This window comes from Anaerococcus sp. AGMB09787, from assembly GCF_022808955.1.
In the GTDB taxonomy this organism is placed as follows: Bacteria; Bacillota; Clostridia; order Tissierellales; family Peptoniphilaceae; genus Anaerococcus.
In genome coordinates this window covers 130,995-148,432 of record NZ_JAKZEY010000012.1, presented here as the reverse complement: position 1 = coordinate 148,432, position 17,438 = coordinate 130,995, and the positions used below count along the sequence as shown (strand labels likewise).

General features: G+C 34.9%; 15 protein-coding genes. All 15 read right to left on the bottom strand.

Going from position 1 to position 17,438, the window contains the following annotated elements; all coding sequences use genetic code 11:
* Window positions 1-30: 30 nt before the first annotated feature.
* Window positions 31-1,053 carry a tyrosine recombinase XerC gene (locus MUN42_RS04210; RefSeq protein WP_243343147.1) on the bottom strand — a complete coding sequence of 341 codons (1,023 nt, stop codon included), beginning with the start codon at window positions 1,051-1,053 and terminating at the stop codon, window positions 31-33.
* Between the two features lie 702 nt (window positions 1,054-1,755).
* On the bottom strand, window positions 1,756-3,306 hold the full coding sequence (gene rny, locus MUN42_RS04205) for a ribonuclease Y (protein WP_243343146.1): 1,551 nt from the start codon (window positions 3,304-3,306) through the stop codon (window positions 1,756-1,758).
* Between the two features lie 186 nt (window positions 3,307-3,492).
* Window positions 3,493-4,512: a UDP-glucose 4-epimerase GalE gene (gene galE / locus MUN42_RS04200; RefSeq protein WP_243343145.1), complete on the bottom strand. Its 1,020-nt coding sequence runs from the start codon at window positions 4,510-4,512 to the stop codon at window positions 3,493-3,495.
* A 12-nt stretch (window positions 4,513-4,524) separates the two neighbouring features.
* Window positions 4,525-5,637, bottom strand: a complete 1,113-nt coding sequence (gene ugpC / locus MUN42_RS04195) for a sn-glycerol-3-phosphate ABC transporter ATP-binding protein UgpC (RefSeq protein ID WP_243343144.1) — start codon at window positions 5,635-5,637, stop codon at window positions 4,525-4,527.
* A gap of 199 nt (window positions 5,638-5,836) precedes the next feature.
* A complete protein-coding gene (gene gnpA, locus MUN42_RS04190; RefSeq protein WP_243343143.1) occupies window positions 5,837-7,996 on the bottom strand; it encodes a 1,3-beta-galactosyl-N-acetylhexosamine phosphorylase in 2,160 nt (719 codons plus the stop codon).
* Window positions 7,996-8,880, bottom strand: a complete 885-nt coding sequence (locus MUN42_RS04185; protein WP_243343142.1) for a carbohydrate ABC transporter permease — start codon at window positions 8,878-8,880, stop codon at window positions 7,996-7,998. The genes gnpA and MUN42_RS04185 overlap by 1 nt, the downstream gene beginning before the upstream one ends.
* A gap of 8 nt (window positions 8,881-8,888) precedes the next feature.
* Complete coding sequence (locus MUN42_RS04180) at window positions 8,889-9,782, bottom strand: sugar ABC transporter permease (RefSeq protein WP_243343141.1); 894 nt, start codon at window positions 9,780-9,782, stop codon at window positions 8,889-8,891.
* A gap of 65 nt (window positions 9,783-9,847) precedes the next feature.
* The gene (locus MUN42_RS04175) at window positions 9,848-11,266 is read right to left on the bottom strand and encodes a carbohydrate ABC transporter substrate-binding protein (RefSeq protein ID WP_243343140.1); all 1,419 of its coding nucleotides are present in this window, start codon (window positions 11,264-11,266) and stop codon (window positions 9,848-9,850) included.
* A 60-nt stretch (window positions 11,267-11,326) separates the two neighbouring features.
* Entirely contained in the window at window positions 11,327-12,238 is a 912-nt protein-coding gene (locus MUN42_RS04170) for a sugar phosphate nucleotidyltransferase (RefSeq protein ID WP_243343139.1), read from the bottom strand.
* A 257-nt stretch (window positions 12,239-12,495) separates the two neighbouring features.
* Window positions 12,496-13,056, bottom strand: coding sequence for a chromate transporter (locus MUN42_RS04165; RefSeq protein WP_243343138.1), 561 nt, complete (start codon window positions 13,054-13,056; stop codon window positions 12,496-12,498).
* On the bottom strand, window positions 13,053-13,622 hold the full coding sequence (locus tag MUN42_RS04160; RefSeq protein ID WP_243343137.1) for a chromate transporter: 570 nt from the start codon (window positions 13,620-13,622) through the stop codon (window positions 13,053-13,055). Before MUN42_RS04160 ends, MUN42_RS04165 begins: the two co-directional genes overlap by 4 nt.
* Window positions 13,622-15,097, bottom strand: a complete 1,476-nt coding sequence (locus tag MUN42_RS04155; protein ID WP_243343135.1) for an arylsulfatase — start codon at window positions 15,095-15,097, stop codon at window positions 13,622-13,624. Before MUN42_RS04155 ends, MUN42_RS04160 begins: the two co-directional genes overlap by 1 nt.
* Window positions 15,098-15,214: 117 nt before the next feature.
* Complete coding sequence (epsC, locus tag MUN42_RS04150) at window positions 15,215-15,745, bottom strand: serine O-acetyltransferase EpsC (RefSeq protein ID WP_243343134.1); 531 nt, start codon at window positions 15,743-15,745, stop codon at window positions 15,215-15,217.
* Complete coding sequence (gene cysK, locus MUN42_RS04145; RefSeq protein ID WP_243343133.1) at window positions 15,726-16,643, bottom strand: cysteine synthase A; 918 nt, start codon at window positions 16,641-16,643, stop codon at window positions 15,726-15,728. The genes epsC and cysK overlap by 20 nt, the downstream gene beginning before the upstream one ends.
* 116 nt (window positions 16,644-16,759) lie before the next feature.
* Window positions 16,760-17,428 carry a translation elongation factor Ts gene (gene tsf / locus MUN42_RS04140; RefSeq protein ID WP_243343132.1) on the bottom strand — a complete coding sequence of 223 codons (669 nt, stop codon included), beginning with the start codon at window positions 17,426-17,428 and terminating at the stop codon, window positions 16,760-16,762.
* Window positions 17,429-17,438 lie beyond the last annotated feature (10 nt).

The window sequence follows — 17,438 nt, the reverse complement described above, 5'->3', positions numbered from 1 at the left end:
GCGTAAACTCCTTATCTAAGTTTACGCTTTTTATATATCTAAATTTGATAAAGGATTTTTATTTACCGCTTCCTTGAGGTCTTCTTCGTCTAAGTGAGTATAGATTTGAGTTGTAGATACATTGGCGTGGCCTAAGATGTCTTTTAAAGCCCTTATATCAACATGACCATACTTATACATTAGAGTTGCTGCTGTGTGTCTAAGCTTGTGGGTTGAATAGGTACTTGTATCAAAGCCGGCCTTTTCTAGATACTTATCTATGGTAGCTTGGACAGACCTGTTAGCCATACGCTTTTTGTGGGTTGATATAAAGAGGGCATCTACTTCTTGTTCCTTCAAATATTCTTTTCTTACACCTATATAATCATTTATAAGCTTAATACAAGCATCGGTGAGGTAAATGGTTCTTTCCTTATTACCTTTACCTATTATCTTAAAGTGATCTGATGATATATCATTTACATTAATTGAAACTAACTCTGATAGCCTCATGCCTGTTGTTAGGAAGGTAAAGATAATCGTTAGATCCCTAGCCCTTAGAAAGTCATTCTTTTCCTCTTTAACGGTATGCAAGAGCTTTTCTGCCTCAAATTTTGTAAGATATACGGGATGTCTTTGACTAATCTTGGGGTTTGATAGCTTGTTTGGAACGTTTGTCTTAATTACCTCAATCTCTTGGTAGAGGTACTTATAAAACGACTTAAGAGCAGAGATTTTTCTAGCTCTTGTTGTTGGGCTATCATTACGTTCATTATCAAGGTAGGATAGGTAGGCATAAAAGTCTTGAATGGAGATATTTTCTAGGAATTTAGGGGTTATCTTTGTATCTATAGTCTTAGGATCGAATTCCTTAAAAAATTCTTCCAAATTTTCATTATAAAACTTTCGTGCAAGCATATATTCCAAAAATACTGTCAAATCATAAGAATATTCCTTAATAGTAGATGGTGATAGAGCTCTAATAGACTTTAGATAGTTTAGATAGTCTCTAACCAAGGTAGGGGGAATAAATTCTATTTTATTTTCTTGGTTATTAATATTTTTAGCTTCCATAAATTACCAAAACTTTCTTTAACCTTGATTCTATAGATATTATACTAAAAAATATAAGCTTTTCAAATTATTTCACAAAATTATTATTTTGTGCAATAATTTATTTGTAAAAGTATCTCTCCTCCGGACGATTTACATGGTATAAAGCGATAATAGAAAATACTTGCTTCACCTGTTAAATTCGGATATAATTTTTATGCCGAAATCTTAGTTTACCCTTCTTATAATTCTCAAACAATGCAAAGTCTATTTTTTTATAAAACCACTATTAACAGATTATTTTCGCAAGGATTATATTTTTATCCTTCGTATTTTGCTTTCTAAGCGGTTTTAAAATTTTTTTGGTACTAGTCTATACTTAAAAATTAAAATCGCTATACACCGCATATAACTATTCTGTAATTTGTTTTCTCATAAATAATAATTAATTTCGTATAAAATGTACAAAATTTGAGATCTTATTCTTAGTATTTATTTTATTGGTAGGTAATTAATAGACACATAAAATTTTTGACCACGAAACTTATATCCGAGTTAACTATATCTAATAAAGCCTATTAATAAAAAAGTCTATCAATCATTTATTACGTATAATTTATAATGATATAAAATATAAGCTTTATATAAAACTCCAATTAAATTCCGTGAATAAATTTTAGTATTTTAATAGGCCGCCCTTAGGCAGCCTAGTTTAACATTTAATTATTTAGCAAACTCTATCGCTTTTGACTCTCTTAAAACGTTGACTTTTATTTCTCCCGGGTATTCTAATTCACTTTCAATCTTTTGTGCAATTTCTCTAGCAATTACAACCATCTCATCATCTGAAATTCTATCAGGTTTAACCATAATTCTGAGTTCTCTACCTGCTTGGAGGGCAAATGATTTTTCGATGCCATCAAACGAATTTGCGATTCCCTCAAGATTTTCAAGTCTCTTAACGTATTTTTCCAAGCTTTCTCTTCTAGCGCCTGGTCTAGCTGCAGATATAGCATCAGCTGTTTGAACTAAGATAGATTCTACACAGTTAGGTTCTACGTCACCATGGTGAGATTCAATAGCATTTATTACGTATTTATTCTCTCCATACTTAGTGGCGGCTTCTACACCTAAACTTACGTGGGTTCCTTCTTGTTCCCTATCTATCGCCTTACCTATATCGTGAAGGAGTCCTCCACGCCTTGCTATCTGAGCATTAGCTCCGATTTCTTCGGCAAGCATGCCTGATAGGTTGGCAACTTCAACAGAATGCTTTAGGATATTTTGGCCGTATGAAGTTCTAAATTTCATCTTACCAACTAATTTGACAAGTTGAGGATGTAAATTAATAACACCGGCCTTTTCTACAGCTTCTTGTCCATCTTCTATAATTCTTTGTTCAACTTCATCTTCAGCCTTGGTAATCATTTCTTCAATCCTTGATGGATTAATTCTACCATCTTGGATCAAGCTTTCTAATGCAACCTTGGCTACTTCACGTCTAACTGGGTCAAAGGATGAAATAACTACCGCTTCTGGGGTATCGTCTATGATTAGGTCTACTCCTGAAGCTTGCTCAAAGGCTCTGATATTTCTTCCTTCACGTCCTATAATTCTACCCTTCATTTCATCGTTGGGTAGAGAAATAACTGAAACTGTATTCTCAGCAACTGCATCTGCAGCGTACCTTTGAATAGTTGTTGCAAGAATATCTCTGGCGATTTTCTTGCTTTCAGATCTTACTTTTTCTTCAGCTTCCTTTATAAGTCTAGCTGATTCGTGAATCGTATCATTTTTTACATTTTTAAGAATTATTTCTTTAGCTTCTTGGTTGGTGAGTCCAGCGATGTTTTGTAGCTCCAATTGTTGTTCTTCAATAAGTTTGTCAATTCTGTCTTCTTTTTGTTTTAACTTTTTCTGATCACTAGAGATTTGATCAGATTTTTTGTCAATTAACAAAGATCTATTGTCTAGACTTTCTTCTTTTTTTAGAAGGTGGCTTTCTCTTATATTAAGTTCTGAACGAATTTGTTGAAATTGTTTTTCGTTTTCACTTTTTAATTTAGAGATTTCAGCCTTAGCTTCAAGAAGAGTTTCATTCCTTAAGGAATCAGCTTCTTTATTAGCATCTTCTAATATCTTCCTACTGAGTTCTTCAGCAGAACTTATTTTAGATTCCCCTATATTTTTTCTATATAGGTATCCAAGATAAAAGGCTAGCAATACGAAGGCGACAGTTATTAGAATGACAATTGGGTTGATACCATTAAACATCTATTCACCTCCTAGCGGAATTATATTCCTCTTATATTATACCACAAAATTAGATTAATATAAACGTAAAAAAATATATTAACTTAAAAGTTTTGATAGATATTCATTTTATAATAATTATTTACTTGGTAAAGTTATAAATTTCATAAACCAAAAATCGACCCCTAATATAGGGATCGATTAAATTTATTCTTCATAACCGTTTGGGTTATTCTTTTGCCATCTCCAAGAATCTTCTAGCATTTCTTCAAGACCATTATCACAGATCCATCCTAGAACTTTTTCTGCCTTGCTTGCATCTGCGTAGGTTTCGTCTATATCTCCCTCACGTCTTCCTTCAATTTTGTATTCGATTTTTACTCCGTTTACCTTCTCGAAGGTTTTAACAATATCAAGGACAGAATATCCATGTCCTGTTGCAAGGTTAAATATCTCTACACCTGTTAGCTTATCTAGATTATCTATTGCCTTAACATGTCCCTTAGCAAGGTCAACTACGTGGATGTAGTCCCTTACACCTGTACCATCGTGGGTATCATAGTCATCTCCATATACATGGAGGTAAGGAAGTTTGCCAATTGCTACTTGGGTTACATAAGGCAAGAGGTTGTTTGGAATTCCTTTAGGGTCTTCACCTATTCTACCACTCTTATGGGCTCCTATTGGGTTAAAGTACCTTAGTAGAATTACCTTCCAATTTGGATCAGCTGTATGGAGGTCTGTCATAATTTGCTCCATCATTGACTTAGTCCATCCGTAAGGGTTAGTTGGTGCCCCTTTAGGAAAATCTTCTGTGATAGGAACAGTTTCTGGATCTCCATAGACTGTTGCAGATGATGAGAATATTATGTTTTTTACACCGACTTCTTCCATTGCACTCAATAAGGAAAGTGTACCTGTAATATTGTTATGGTAGTAAAGTAGTGGTTTTTTAACAGATTCACCAACCGCCTTTAGGGCAGCACAGTGAATAACAGCTTCGATTTTTTCCTTCTCTAGGACTTCTTTGACATGATTAGTATCAAGGATATCACCCTTATAGAAACTTATTGAAAGTCCGGTAAGTTCTTCAACTCTTTTTAGTGATTCTTCTGATGAATTACTTAAGTTATCATAAACTATAACATTATAACCTGAATCTAATAGTTCCAAAGCTACATGGCTTCCAATAAATCCAGCTCCTCCTGTTATTAAAATATTTTTCATTTAAGACCTCTTCTAGTTTGTCTTTTCATTCAAGATATTTACTTCACTTTCTATATCGAAATAATGAAGTTTAGTAGGATCAATATATAGGGTTATATTTTCATTTCTACCTACAAAATCTTCGTTTGTAAGTTTCGCTATAAGTTTTTCCTTACCAAAGTTTAGATAAACATATTGTTCACTACCAAGTAATTCTGTGAAGTAGACATTACCACTAACTGGTAGCCTTCCATCTTGGCTGGTTGAGTTAATATGTTCTGGTCTAATACCTACAATAATTTGTTTACCTATATATGATTTTTCTTCAAGCTTTCTTCCTTCCTCTTGAGAAATTTCCCACTTAAAGGAATCATTATAAACATAGTACTTGTCATTTTCCTTGCTTACAACAGAAATTATAAAGTTCATTTGTGGAGAACCTATAAAGCCTGCTACGAAAAGGTTGCTAGGATGTCTATATAATTCTGTAGGAGTATCTACTTGTTGGATAACTCCTTGGTTCATTATAACTATTCTATCAGCCATTGTCATAGCTTCTGTTTGATCGTGGGTTACATAGATAAAGGTAGTTTGTAACCTATCGTGAAGTTTTGCAATCTCAGATCTAGTTTGAACCCTAAGTTTAGCATCCAAGTTACTTAAAGGCTCATCCATCAAGAATACCTTAGGATTTCTAACTATAGCACGACCTAGGGCAACCCTTTGCCTTTGTCCACCTGATAGTTCTTTTGGTTTTCTATCTAGAAGTTGTTCAAGACCGAGTATTTTTGCTGCATCTGCAACTTTTCTGTCTATCTCATCTTTTGGAGTTTTTGCAAGCTTTAGGGCATAGGACATATTTTCCTTAACTGTCATTTGAGGATAAAGAGCATAGTTTTGGAAAACCATAGCTATATCCCTATTTTTTGCCTCAACATCGTTTACTCTCTTGCCATCAATGTAAAGATCTCCCTTAGAAATATCTTCAAGACCTGCTACCATTCTTAGGGTTGTTGATTTACCACAACCTGAAGGTCCTACAAATACTATAAATTCCTTATCCTTAATTTCTAAGTTGAAGTCTTTTACAGCTTCAAATCCATTTTCGTAAATTTTATAAATATTTTTTAAACTTAAATCTGCCATTTAAACCATCTTTTCCTTTTAACTGTGTTTCTTGTTATATAAAAACAAGACTAAAAGTAGTATAACAAGTGAAATCATTTGAATAAATAAATATTTGTAACCTTCGCCATTGTGGCCAACAAATTGGAGGATAGTTCCAATTACAAATAGTAGAACCATTCCGAAGGTTTGAGTTTTTTGTTTTTTATAATAATCCATACTACTCCTCGATCCAAATCAAATCACTAGGTTCTATAGTAATCTCTTTGCTATTGCCGTCCTTGTCATAAATATTGGAAGTGATTTTTTTATTCGAATTATTTAATACACAATATTTTCCCAAGTTAGGGAAAGCTGCAACTTCTAGGTTGTAATCTTCTGCAAAATACTTCTTTAATTCATCTTCTTTGTGGCTAACATATAAGATTGCTCTTTCAAGTAAACGGGTGTTTTGGGCTGAATATGGAAGACCTGTTATATAGAAAGACCTACCCTTACCGAAGTCATTTGCTGCCATATGGACTTCATGATTACTATATTCTAATATCTGAGTATCTTCAGATATAGCATAAACATTTGGTTTATTTTCCCCTAGTTCAAGTTCACTATTCAAATCTTCAGTTATAAAATGCTTGTCAGTAGTGTCTGTGAAATACTTATCCGTTGATTGAGAGAAACCTCTTTCAACATCTATTCCCATTACATCTGCTAATTGGAAGAATCTACCGTTCTTATCTATTGCACTAGGCTCTCCAACACCTATAAATCCTCCACCATTGTAGACAAACTTTCTTAAGCTACTTACTACATCTGGGTCTAAGAATGCATCTCCTCCAGAAAAGGCTGTATAAGCATCTCCAGCATTGATGATTACATCAATATCTTCTGGAACTCCATCCTTAATGTCATCGAAATTAATGAATCTAACATCGACATCAATACCTGATAGGGCTTCTGTAATACCTATATATGAATAGCATAGCTTATACCACTTACCATGGGCTACTATATATGGTCCCCATGTACGAATCTTGCCCCAGCTATTTAATATAGCAACATTGGCCTTAGTATAAGGTTTATCTTCTTTAACTGTGTCATAGATTTCCCTATATTCATCAGCAACCTTACTAATATATTCGATGAAGTCAGGGAACTTGTAGGCAAGTGATAGGTATCCACCGTAGCCTATTCTATCTAATGGCTTTCTTACTAAGGCACGTCTTGCCTTCGCCCAATTATCCTTTGCTTCGATTGTTGGATCATTTCCTTCGTAAAAGACATCTGGGAAGAAGTAAGGTAAGAATCTACCTTCAGTAAATCCTACATCTATATCAGCTATTAGCCTCAAGGTTACTCCATCACCAACGCTTCCTACTACTCCATCAAGACCTATATCCTTAAAGTACTTACCATAAGGCTCAGTTCCAATCCAGTGATCACCTAAAAACATCAAGGCCTTTTTGTTATATTTATGAACAAGATCAACAAGTCTCTTGGCCTTTTGAGTTACATATTTTTGAGTAAAATCAATGTAGTCTAGGTATGCCTTAGATGGGATCCTAAAGGTTGAATTATAATAACCTTCATCCACTATATCTTCAGGTCTTAGCTTATATCTGTATTCCTTTTCGAAAGCTATCATAGTTTCAGGAGATATAGAATTTGTGTAACCAAACCAATCTACGTATTTTTCTAGGGCCTTTTCATTAAAGACTAGGGAGAATTGATAGAAAAATGTAGTAAATCTTACAACATCTGTCTTAGGATTTTCTTGTAACCATTTTTCTAGTCTCTCTTCCATATAAGTAGAAGACTTATCAAATCTAACATCTATTGGGATATGGTGTTCTTTGTTTTTCCAGTCGTTTGTAATGTAGTTATACATTTGAACTGGGTCCCATTTTCCATAAGCTAAGAAGGTTACAGTGTAGACATGGAAGGGAATAGTCTTTATAGTCGCTATATTATTTTGCCTATCTACTTGCCATAAGTCATTGGCCACCACTTCTCCAGTAGTCCTATCTATTACTTCCCACCACTCTTTTGGATCATGATCATAGTCAGGTTCTATTTGCTCACTATAATACTTTTCCATAAAACTTATTTCAGTTTCTTCACTTGTAGCAGTAGTAAAATCACTTAGAAGATAGTATCTTGACCATTCAAACTTATTACCTTCAGCAAATTCATTTAAATCCCTAGCTGTGAAAAATGTTGTATATATGTCAACATCTTCTATATCTTTAATATCCTCAGATAACTTGGTACCATCACTATCTCTGATAGCATCAGCTCCAAGCTTATCAAGCATTTCTAGCGTTTCATCATAAAAATTCTCTTCACTTGGAAGAGTTAATCTTCCTCTTTTTTTATCCATCATTAACCTTTATCTCCTCCTACCATCATTCCTTCAGTTAGTTGTTTTTGTACCAAAATGTACATAATTAAAGTTGGCAACATAACAAGTACAAGACCAGAATAAAGTCTACCGTAGTTTGCAGCACCTCTAGCAGCTTGTTGGAGGTTGATTAAACCTACGGGTAGTGTTTTCATAGATGAGTCTGTCATTATTGTCAAAGCTAAGATATATTCATTCCAGAAGGACAAGAAGTTAAATAAAATAACTGTAATTACAGCAGGTTTTGCCATAGGAATAATTATATCTATCATAGTTCTAAAATAAGATGCTCCATCTATATAAGCTGCTTCTTCATAGGACTTAGATATTGATGAGAAAAAGTTACTTAAGAGATACACTGTAAAAGGTACCGCTGTTGAAGCATATATAATAGCTAGAACTAGCCTGTTATTCATCAAAAATCCATTACCAAAAATATTTGCTAAAAAAGTATTATTTAAAAGCTTGTTACCATCTCTTAGCATAATAAATATCGGAATTACGATGTAAGATAGGTTTATAAATAAGCCAGCATTCATAAAGGCTGTAGCAAACTTTTTACCCTTAAATTCCATCCTAGCTAGAATATAAGCACAAGGTAGCGCTATAGCAAGTAGGATTATCAAGGCTAGGGCTGTTACTATAACAGAGTTTAGGAAATAGTCCCCCATGTTAGCACTTTGCCATGCATCTACAAAGTTCTCAAAATAAAAACTTTTTGGTAAAGCCCAAGGATTTGCATAAAATTCAGAGTTTGTCTTAAGTGATGCTATAAATACCCAGCCAACTGGTACTATAATTGACAAAGCTATCAGCAACAAACATATAAATATAAATACTTTAAATAATTTATCATTTGTTTTCATATTAACTCCTAGTATTGTACTACATCTCTCTTAGTGGTCTTGTGAACAATAGCTGCAAGAACAAAGGAGAACAAGAATACTACTACACCTATAGCCAATCCATAACCAAAGGCTGAGTTTGTATAAGCTTGGTCGTATTGGTAGTTTAGTAGAGTTAATGATGCTCCATCAGGTCCACCACCTGTTAGGGCCTTAATCAATTGGAAGGCTATATTAATATTTGAGATTATATAAAATGTTAATGTAGTTCTGATAGTTTGCCATGTTAGTGGAAGGGTTATATCAAAAAATTGTCTTACCTTGCCAGCACCATCTAGATTAGCTGCCTCATATAATTGCTCAGGAATTTGGCTCATTGTTGACATATACATTACCATATAATAACCTATAGCTTGCCAAACCATAGCAAAGGCTATCGAATACATTACTAAATTTCTATCACCCAAAAATGGAATATTTTGATAGGAATCAGGATTAAACAGTCTCAAAAATCCATTAATCAAACCTTGGTCCATACCAAAAACTGCAGCTGATATGGAAGCTATTACTGCTATAGATAAAATATTAGGGATATAAAGGATAATCCTAAAAATATTTCTTCCAGCAAAATTCTCCCTAGTTAAAACAGATGCAAATATGATAGCACTAAATATGGTAAATATGGTAACCACAACTATTAAGAAAATTGTATTTTGGAAGGCCTTTACAAAGTTGGGATCTTTAAATAAAATCTTGAAGTTATCAAGTCCGACAAAAGTCTTATTTCCAGAAAGTCCACCGGTCTTGTAAAGAGAATCCTTAAATACGTTTATAGTTGGATAAATTTCGAAAATTATATACAAAAGAAAAGTTGGAAGTAATCCTAATATTATAAATCTTTTCTTTTCTTTACTGTTTTTCATTAAGGTCTCCAATCTTTAAATTTAGCAGGGCCCTTAAGCCCCGCTAAACACACATTAACTATTAATTATTTTTCAGCCTCGATTGCGTCATGAATTTTAGTAGCAGCATCTACTACTTCGTTTTGCCATTCTTCTATAGTTTTTTCGCCTGTAGCTACAGAATTAATTGTATCAAATAGTGCCTTGTGCATATCAACACCTTCAACTACTGGAGCTGCAGCCCATGAACCTAAGGCAGGTTTAACTGCATCATCATATACTGAGTAGTAAACTTTTGATTGTTCATCTGTGATATAGTCGTTATAGTTTTGAACTGGTTGAATAGCTCCACCATTTTCTGCAAATAATTTACCAGCTTCATCAGAATATAGGTAAGCTAAGAATTCTTTAGCAAGTTCTGGTTCTTGAGCATCTGTTGGAACAAATGCTTGTTCGAAGAATGAGAATGCATATCTATCAGATCCTTCATAAGATGGCATAGCCATGAAGCCCCATTCAAATCCATCTGCAACGCCTTCTGCATCAGCCATTTCTCCTACTACCCATGAACCGTTTGGCATGAATAGCGCTTCATTTTTCATAACTTGAAGTTGGTTTTGAGTAAATGATTCGTTATTAGCTTGTGATACTGTATTAGGGTTTAAATATTTAAGGATTTCACCAGTTACTTCAAACATTGGAGTAGCTTCGTTCTTCCAAGCTTCTGGATCATAGTTCATTAGCTTATCAAATAGTTCACTTCCACCTACTTCATAAGCAAGTGAGAATAAGAAAGTATCAAAGTATCCAGCTACTGGATAAGTAAATAATGGAACACCGTCTTTTTCAGCTTCTTTACCTAGAGCTAGAAATTCTTCCATTGTTGTAGGTAGTTCATATTTTCCACCGCCTTCAGTAAACATAGCCTTGTTGTACCAAAGTCCTGATGGTGAATAGAATAATGGTGCTAGGTAAGTTTTGCCATCACCATATGGGTTAGTTACGAAAGTATCAGCGAATCCTGGTATAAGTTTTTCGCCAACTGTTTGTTCTTCTCCAGGAACTTGTTTGTCAAGTAAGTCTGATATATCTGATACCATCTTTTCTTTAACCATTGTTTCTGTTAGAGAATCTGCAGCACCAACTGAATAATAAATTACGTCTGGTGTATTTCCTGATTGGATTTCTGGTCTTAGTACTTCTGAGATGTTTTTCTCAAATTTACTTTCTACTGTAGCTCCAGTCATTTCTTCGAACTTAGCTATTACAGCGTTCCAACCATCAGTACCATAACCACCGTCAAGACCTGCAACCTTTAAAGTCTTACCAGCAAAGTCTCCACCGCCTTCTGTTGTTTCAGCAGTTTCTGTGCTTTCTGCTGTTTCTGTTGGTTGAGCTTCACCTGATCCTTCATTAGCAGGTGCTTCATTACCTTGTCCACCACCACATGCTGCTAAACCAAATAGTGTTAGCGCAGTTAATAAAATTGTTTTTGTTTTTTTCATAATTTCCTCCGAGAATTTATTTATACATATTAATTGATATGTAACAAAATAATTGTGAATTCATCCCCAAATATCTCTAGGATAAACCCCGTCATCCAGCATCTTTTCAAAGGCTTCTACTGCTGGAGCCAAATCTTCATGGTAGGTGATACCTATCCATTTTTCCTTGGTAGGCAAAACGCTTACCTCAGCAACATCATCTCTTAGCATTTGTTCAATCATATCTGGCAATACGTACTCTAAAGTATCAAGCTTATCCCTATTATTTTCTAGATATTCTTTAAAATACTTTTCGCAGCATTCGATAAATTTAGGATATACAGCCCATACATTCATAGAAACTACAGAATCTAAGTTGAGGACATCTTCTGAAAGGTTTTCCTCACTCTTGATAATACCATCTTCATTTATAATCTTGTGTGTTTCCATAATCTTTGCAAGCTTACCATCTTCACTAACTATGCAGATACCTCTATTTACAGTACCATTGTCGGAAATAGTGTTTTTGAGTCTATAGCCAACCATACCGATTTGAAGTTTATCTTCATTAGCATGTTCTAGTAGGTAATCATGCATTAGACTGAAGGCTTCCTTGCCATAATAATCGTCAGCATTTATTACTAAAAAAGGTTCATTAACTACGCCCTTAGTAGCAATTATCGCTTGTACAGTCCCCCATGGTTTGGTCCTGTTGCTAGGTCTCTCGAATCCTTCAGGAAGATCATCAAGGTCTTGATAACAAAGTTCTACTTCTACGTGATCTTTGATTCTGTTACCAATGATTTCCATAAATTCTTCTTCGATTTCTTTACGAATAATAAATACAACCTTGTCAAATCCAGCTTCTACAGCATCATAGATTGAATAATCCATTAGGGTGTTATTATTCTCATCTACCTTGGCAAGTTGTTTAATACCTTTACCGTATCGAGATCCAAGACCTGCAGCCATTATTACTAATGTTGTCTTCATATAACCTCCTTATATTAATAATATCATATTATTATATTTAGTAAAGCGTTTTTTGTCAATTATACGGAGTTCAAACGGTATTTTTGTAGGTACTTATTTGCAAATATTTACGAAGTCCAAATACCAAAAACCCATTAGGAAAATCTTTACTAGACAACCTTACTATGACTAGTTATATAATACCACTTTTTCAAATAATTCAAAATAGTATTTAGTAAATTTTTTAACAATTCAGCTTATTTCAAAGTTATTTATATTTAAAGTATAAATTTTTCTGCCACTCCCAATATTAGTCCTATACAAGCTCCTATTCCTATAAGTTTGATAATGTCGAATTTTTTCCAATATAATACAAGACCTACCCCAAATCCAACTAGGGCTATATAATCAAGTGGAAGGGAGAAATTATTTATGAATATAGAGGAATGAATTAGGTCTACTGTTGCTTTGGCTATGAGTCCAACTACACCAGGTTTTAGGGCCTTGAGCATATTATCTAGTATTTTAACTTTTTTACCACGAAAAAGAAGAGATCCTAATATTAGCATCAAAATTATTTGAGGAGTAACTACTCCAAGGGTAGCTAGGAGAGAACCTGGTAGGCTCGCTATCTTGGTACCTACAAAGCTTGCCCCATTAACAGCTATTGGGCCAGGTGTGAGTTGTGAAATGGTTACTATATCTGCCATTTCAGTCATATTTAGCCATCCCTTGTTATTGACAACTACATCTTGGATCAAGGGTAGTATTGCATATCCCCCACCGAAGGCAACAGACCCTATTATTAAAAACGAAAAATATAGTTGTAATAAAATCATTTAACTAGCTCCTTATCTTTTAATCCAAATATTACTGCTCCAAGTATTGCTAGTATCAAGACTATAATTCCAACAGAAATTGAAGTAAAGTAGGCTACTAAAAAACTTATGACCATGACAGTAAGGGAAAAGGTCTTGTATTCTTGAAGTGAAATTTTGGCAAGGTCTAGGGTAGTTATAACTAGAACTGCACTTATTACTCCACTCATAGCCCTTAAGGCAGCCCTCACCCAATAGTTTGTAGCTACTTCCTTATAGAAAAAATATATTATTGATATTATTATTAAAGGTGGTAAAAACGAAGCAGCTGCACCTACCAAGGCTCCCTTAAATCCCTTAATTTTGTAACCAGTAAGAAGGGATGTTGATACTGCTAAGGCACCAGGACCTGACTGGGCTAGGGCAATCATATCGAGCATTTCGTCTTTGGTTATTAATTGTCTTTTATCGCAGAAATCATTCATTATAACTGGTGCTATGGTATATCCCCCACCAAATGTTACTGCATTTATCTTAAACAAGGACAAAAACAAGTCCAAGTAAGATATATACTTTTGCTTTGTCATTATATCTCCTTATAATTTTCATTAATAGCTAGGATAGCTTTTAGGTCTACTCCCACTACTAAATTATTATCCTTCACAAAACCTTCTTCACGGTCTCTAAGCTCATCAATTAGAATAGACCTTAGATTTGCTAGAATATTTTTGTACTTTTCATCTTTAGAAAGATCATTATTTTCTTTGCTATCATCTTCTAGATTAAATAATTGCTCCCTACCACTCTGGCTATACCGAATGTATTTGTAGGGTAATTGTATAATAAAATGATTAGAGAATTCATCCAACATATGCTCTCCATGGAGGTAGGACCTCCATTTAATATTCTCATCATTTATTAGATCCCTTATAGACTCACCATCTAAACCTTCTAGCTTATCACCTGTAGCAAGATCTATGAGACTAGGCATTATATCCCTAAGTTCAACTAGTTCCCTTACAAGACTTCCTGATTTAGTCTTACCAACAAGCTCATGGCTTGGATCATATATAAGTAAGGGTATATGTATAGAAGGTTGGTAGGCAAAGCCTTTTCTAAAGAGGTAATGGTCACCTAGCATATCCCCATGGTCTGATGTAAAGACAAAAATAGTATTATCGAATAAGTTATACTCATTGGCCTTTATCATAAATCTATTTAATTGGTGGTCAATATGGCTAATAGATCCATAGTAGCCTGCAAGCATGGTCCTATAGTCCCTCTTACTAAGAAATCCAGTCAAGGCATTTATGGCCTCTACCTTGTGGTCAAGTCCCATATCTCTTGCCCAATTTGATAGGTCTTCTTGGCTTACATCTTTTAACTCATCATAATACATATCGAAATAATTTTTTGGTGGATCATAAGGGCTATGGGGTCTTACAAAACTCATATAGAGAAAGAAATTCTCCTTTGGATCTCTAGTCCTTAGAAAATCAATAGATCTATCTACAACCCAATTAGTTGGATGGTATTTTTCCTCATAGGGAAAGGGCATAGCCACATAGGAATTACACTCAACGGCCCCATCGATTATATCTGTATTTGCTCCTATCTTTTCCCTTAGCCAATTGTAGTAGTCATCTACATTGTCGTAGGCAAGAGAATTTTCATTATTAGCATTTCTTCTCCTATGGAGATAACCGTCATGGAGTTCTACATGGTCAAAACCCATCCTTTTTCTTGGCCCATTTACATGCATCTTACCTACAGCCTTGGTATAATAGCCCCTCTTAGAAAATTCTTCTGCTAGCTTATAGGGGAAGTTCCAATTAGCATCATCGTCATAGCCAACGATACCTGTATGGTCTTGACTTAATCCAGAAAAAAGAGTAGCCCTTGCAGGCACACAGGTAGGTGTAGCACTGTAGCAATTAGAGAAGTCTATCCCTTGCCTGGCCCATTCATTGAAGGTCGGTGTAGATATGAGACCATCATTATGGATTCCCAAAGCATCATATCTGAATTGGTCAGCCATAACAAATACAATATTCTTTTTCATTTTAACCTCACTTATGTAATAAATATTTTAAAAACACATCTTCCTTATAGTTTTAGCACAGGATTATATAAGTGTCAAGTAAAGATAAAAATCGACACCATAAAGTGCCGATTCAAATTACTTGTTATTAATAACTTTTGCTGGTATTCCTACAGCAGTTGAGTCTGATGGAATATCTTCTAGGACCACTGCATTTGCACCTATCTTAACATTGTCGCCTATATTTATAGCTCCTAGCAAGACAGCACCAGCTCCTATCATTACATTGTTTCCTATGGTCGGATGTCTTTTACCCTTTTCACCAGAAATTGCCCCAAGGGTGACAGAATGATAAATCAAGCAATCATCACCAATTTCTGAAGTCTCTCCAATAACAATAGCCATACCATGGTCTATGTAACACCTACGTCCAATCTTTGCCCCTGGGTGGATTTCTATACCTGTTTCTAGCCTAGATTTGTAGGCAAGTTCTTGTGCTTCATATAATTCACCTCTTAGGTAAAGTTCATGGGCTTGGAAGTGGTTTAGCAAGGCCTTGACCCCTGGTGAAAATAGGGCAGCCTCTTCCCTGCTAGTTAAAGCAGGGTCATGGTCTAGGGCTGCATTTACTAATTCTTCTTTATATTCATTATAATTGATCGATGTCATAAAGTTCTGTTGATAAATACCTTTCTCCTGTATCAGGTAATACTGTTACTACGCTTTTTCCTTCTCCTAGTTTATCAGCTATTTCTATAGCTCCTACAACATTGGCTCCTGAAGATATTCCTACTACTAATCCTTCATCTTTAGCTAGTTGTCTAGACATAGCTATGGCATCATCACCAGCTACATCTACAATTCCATCAACTATATCAAAATTTAAGTTAGCTGGAATAAAGTTACCACCTATACCTTGGATCTTATGTGATCCTGCCTCACCTCCAGATAGGAGTGGACTTTCCTTAGGCTCTATGGCATAAACTTTTGTATCTTCATTAGTTTCCTTTAATCTCTTACCTACACCACTGACAGTTCCACCTGTACCAACACCTGCTATGAAGGCATCTGGTGTGATTTCTTCTAGGATTTCTGGACCTGTTGTTTCGTAGTGGGCTCTTACATTAGCAGGATTAGAAAATTGATCTGGGAAGAAGTATCTATTTTCATCAGCTAATTGCTTAGCCTTGTCATAGGCTCCTTGTAGGGCCCCCTCAGTAGTCCTTATTACTTCTGCCCCGTAGGCCATAGCAAGCTTAGCTCTTTCTATAGACATTGATGCAGGCATGGTAAGGATTAGATGGTAACCCTTGGCAGCGGCTATTGCTGCTAGAGCAACACCTGTGTTACCACTAGTTGGCTCTACGATTGTACCACCTTCTTTTAGAAGTCCCTTTTGTTCTGCATCTTCTATCATATACAGAGCAACCCTATCTTTGATAGATGCAGCCAAGTTATTTTTTTCTATTTTAGCATAAATGTCAGCTCTTCCCTCTTTCTTAAGAGAATTTAATTTTAATAAAGGTGTATTACCTATTAATTCTTTTCCATTATTTTTTATTGTCATATAAGTATCCTTTCTTTTCTAAAAGTAGAAACGTATTTACATTACTTCATTTTTATACCCAAAAAAATTTAAATATAACAATAAAAAAGGAGCCTCGAGCTCCCCTTTATAAATTTTTACTTATTCATTTGGCTTTGAACTTCAGCTGCAAAATCTTCTTCTTTTTTCTCTAAGCCATCGCCAACTTCAAATCTAGCAAATCTTCTAATCTTGATGTTTTCTCCAACATCGTTTGCTGTATCTCTTAGATATTCTTCGATAGTTTGGTCAGGGTTTTTAACGAATGGTTGGTCTAGTAGGCATACTTCAGAGAACCATTTTTTAAGTCTTCCTTCAACCTTCTTTTCAGCTATCATTTTCTTCTTATCTTCTGGCATATTGTCATTTGCTTCGTTAAGAGCTTGTTTAACGAGAATATCTTTTTGTTCAGCCACGTCAGCTTCGCTAGCATCTTCTTCAGAGATATACTTAGGATTTACCGCTGCAATGTGCATAGCTATATCTCTAGCAAAGTCCTTAACCTTATCAGTATTAGCTGAGAAGTCTGTTTCTGTATTGATTTCTACTATAACACCAATCTTGTTGTTGTGAATGTATGAACCAATAACACCCTCAGCAGCAATTCTACCAGATTTTTTATCAAGAGTAGCTTGTCCTTTTTCTTTAAGAAGTCTTTGAGCTTTATCGATGTCACCATCAGTTTCTACTAAGGCTTTCTTAGCATCCATCATTCCGGCACCTGTTCTATCTCTTAATTCTTTAACTAATTTTGCACTAATTGCCATGGTTATCTCC

Excerpts from the sequence above, each read along its gene's own strand:
- MUN42_RS04210 (WP_243343147.1), bottom strand. The coding sequence starts at position 1,053 with ATGGAAGCTAAAAATATTAATAACCAAGAAAATAAAATAGAATTTATT.
- rny (WP_243343146.1), bottom strand. The coding sequence starts at position 3,306 with ATGTTTAATGGTATCAACCCAATTGTCATTCTAATAACTGTCGCCTTC.
- galE (WP_243343145.1), bottom strand. The coding sequence starts at position 4,512 with ATGAAAAATATTTTAATAACAGGAGGAGCTGGATTTATTGGAAGCCAT.
- ugpC (WP_243343144.1), bottom strand. The coding sequence starts at position 5,637 with ATGGCAGATTTAAGTTTAAAAAATATTTATAAAATTTACGAAAATGGA.
- gnpA (WP_243343143.1), bottom strand. The coding sequence starts at position 7,996 with ATGATGGATAAAAAAAGAGGAAGATTAACTCTTCCAAGTGAAGAGAAT.
- MUN42_RS04185 (WP_243343142.1), bottom strand. The coding sequence starts at position 8,880 with ATGAAAACAAATGATAAATTATTTAAAGTATTTATATTTATATGTTTG.
- MUN42_RS04180 (WP_243343141.1), bottom strand. The coding sequence starts at position 9,782 with ATGAAAAACAGTAAAGAAAAGAAAAGATTTATAATATTAGGATTACTT.
- MUN42_RS04175 (WP_243343140.1), bottom strand. The coding sequence starts at position 11,266 with ATGAAAAAAACAAAAACAATTTTATTAACTGCGCTAACACTATTTGGT.
- MUN42_RS04170 (WP_243343139.1), bottom strand. The coding sequence starts at position 12,238 with ATGAAGACAACATTAGTAATAATGGCTGCAGGTCTTGGATCTCGATAC.
- MUN42_RS04165 (WP_243343138.1), bottom strand. The coding sequence starts at position 13,056 with ATGATTTTATTACAACTATATTTTTCGTTTTTAATAATAGGGTCTGTT.
- MUN42_RS04160 (WP_243343137.1), bottom strand. The coding sequence starts at position 13,622 with ATGACAAAGCAAAAGTATATATCTTACTTGGACTTGTTTTTGTCCTTG.
- MUN42_RS04155 (WP_243343135.1), bottom strand. The coding sequence starts at position 15,097 with ATGAAAAAGAATATTGTATTTGTTATGGCTGACCAATTCAGATATGAT.
- epsC (WP_243343134.1), bottom strand. The coding sequence starts at position 15,745 with ATGACATCGATCAATTATAATGAATATAAAGAAGAATTAGTAAATGCA.
- cysK (WP_243343133.1), bottom strand. The coding sequence starts at position 16,643 with ATGACAATAAAAAATAATGGAAAAGAATTAATAGGTAATACACCTTTA.
- tsf (WP_243343132.1), bottom strand. The coding sequence starts at position 17,428 with ATGGCAATTAGTGCAAAATTAGTTAAAGAATTAAGAGATAGAACAGGT.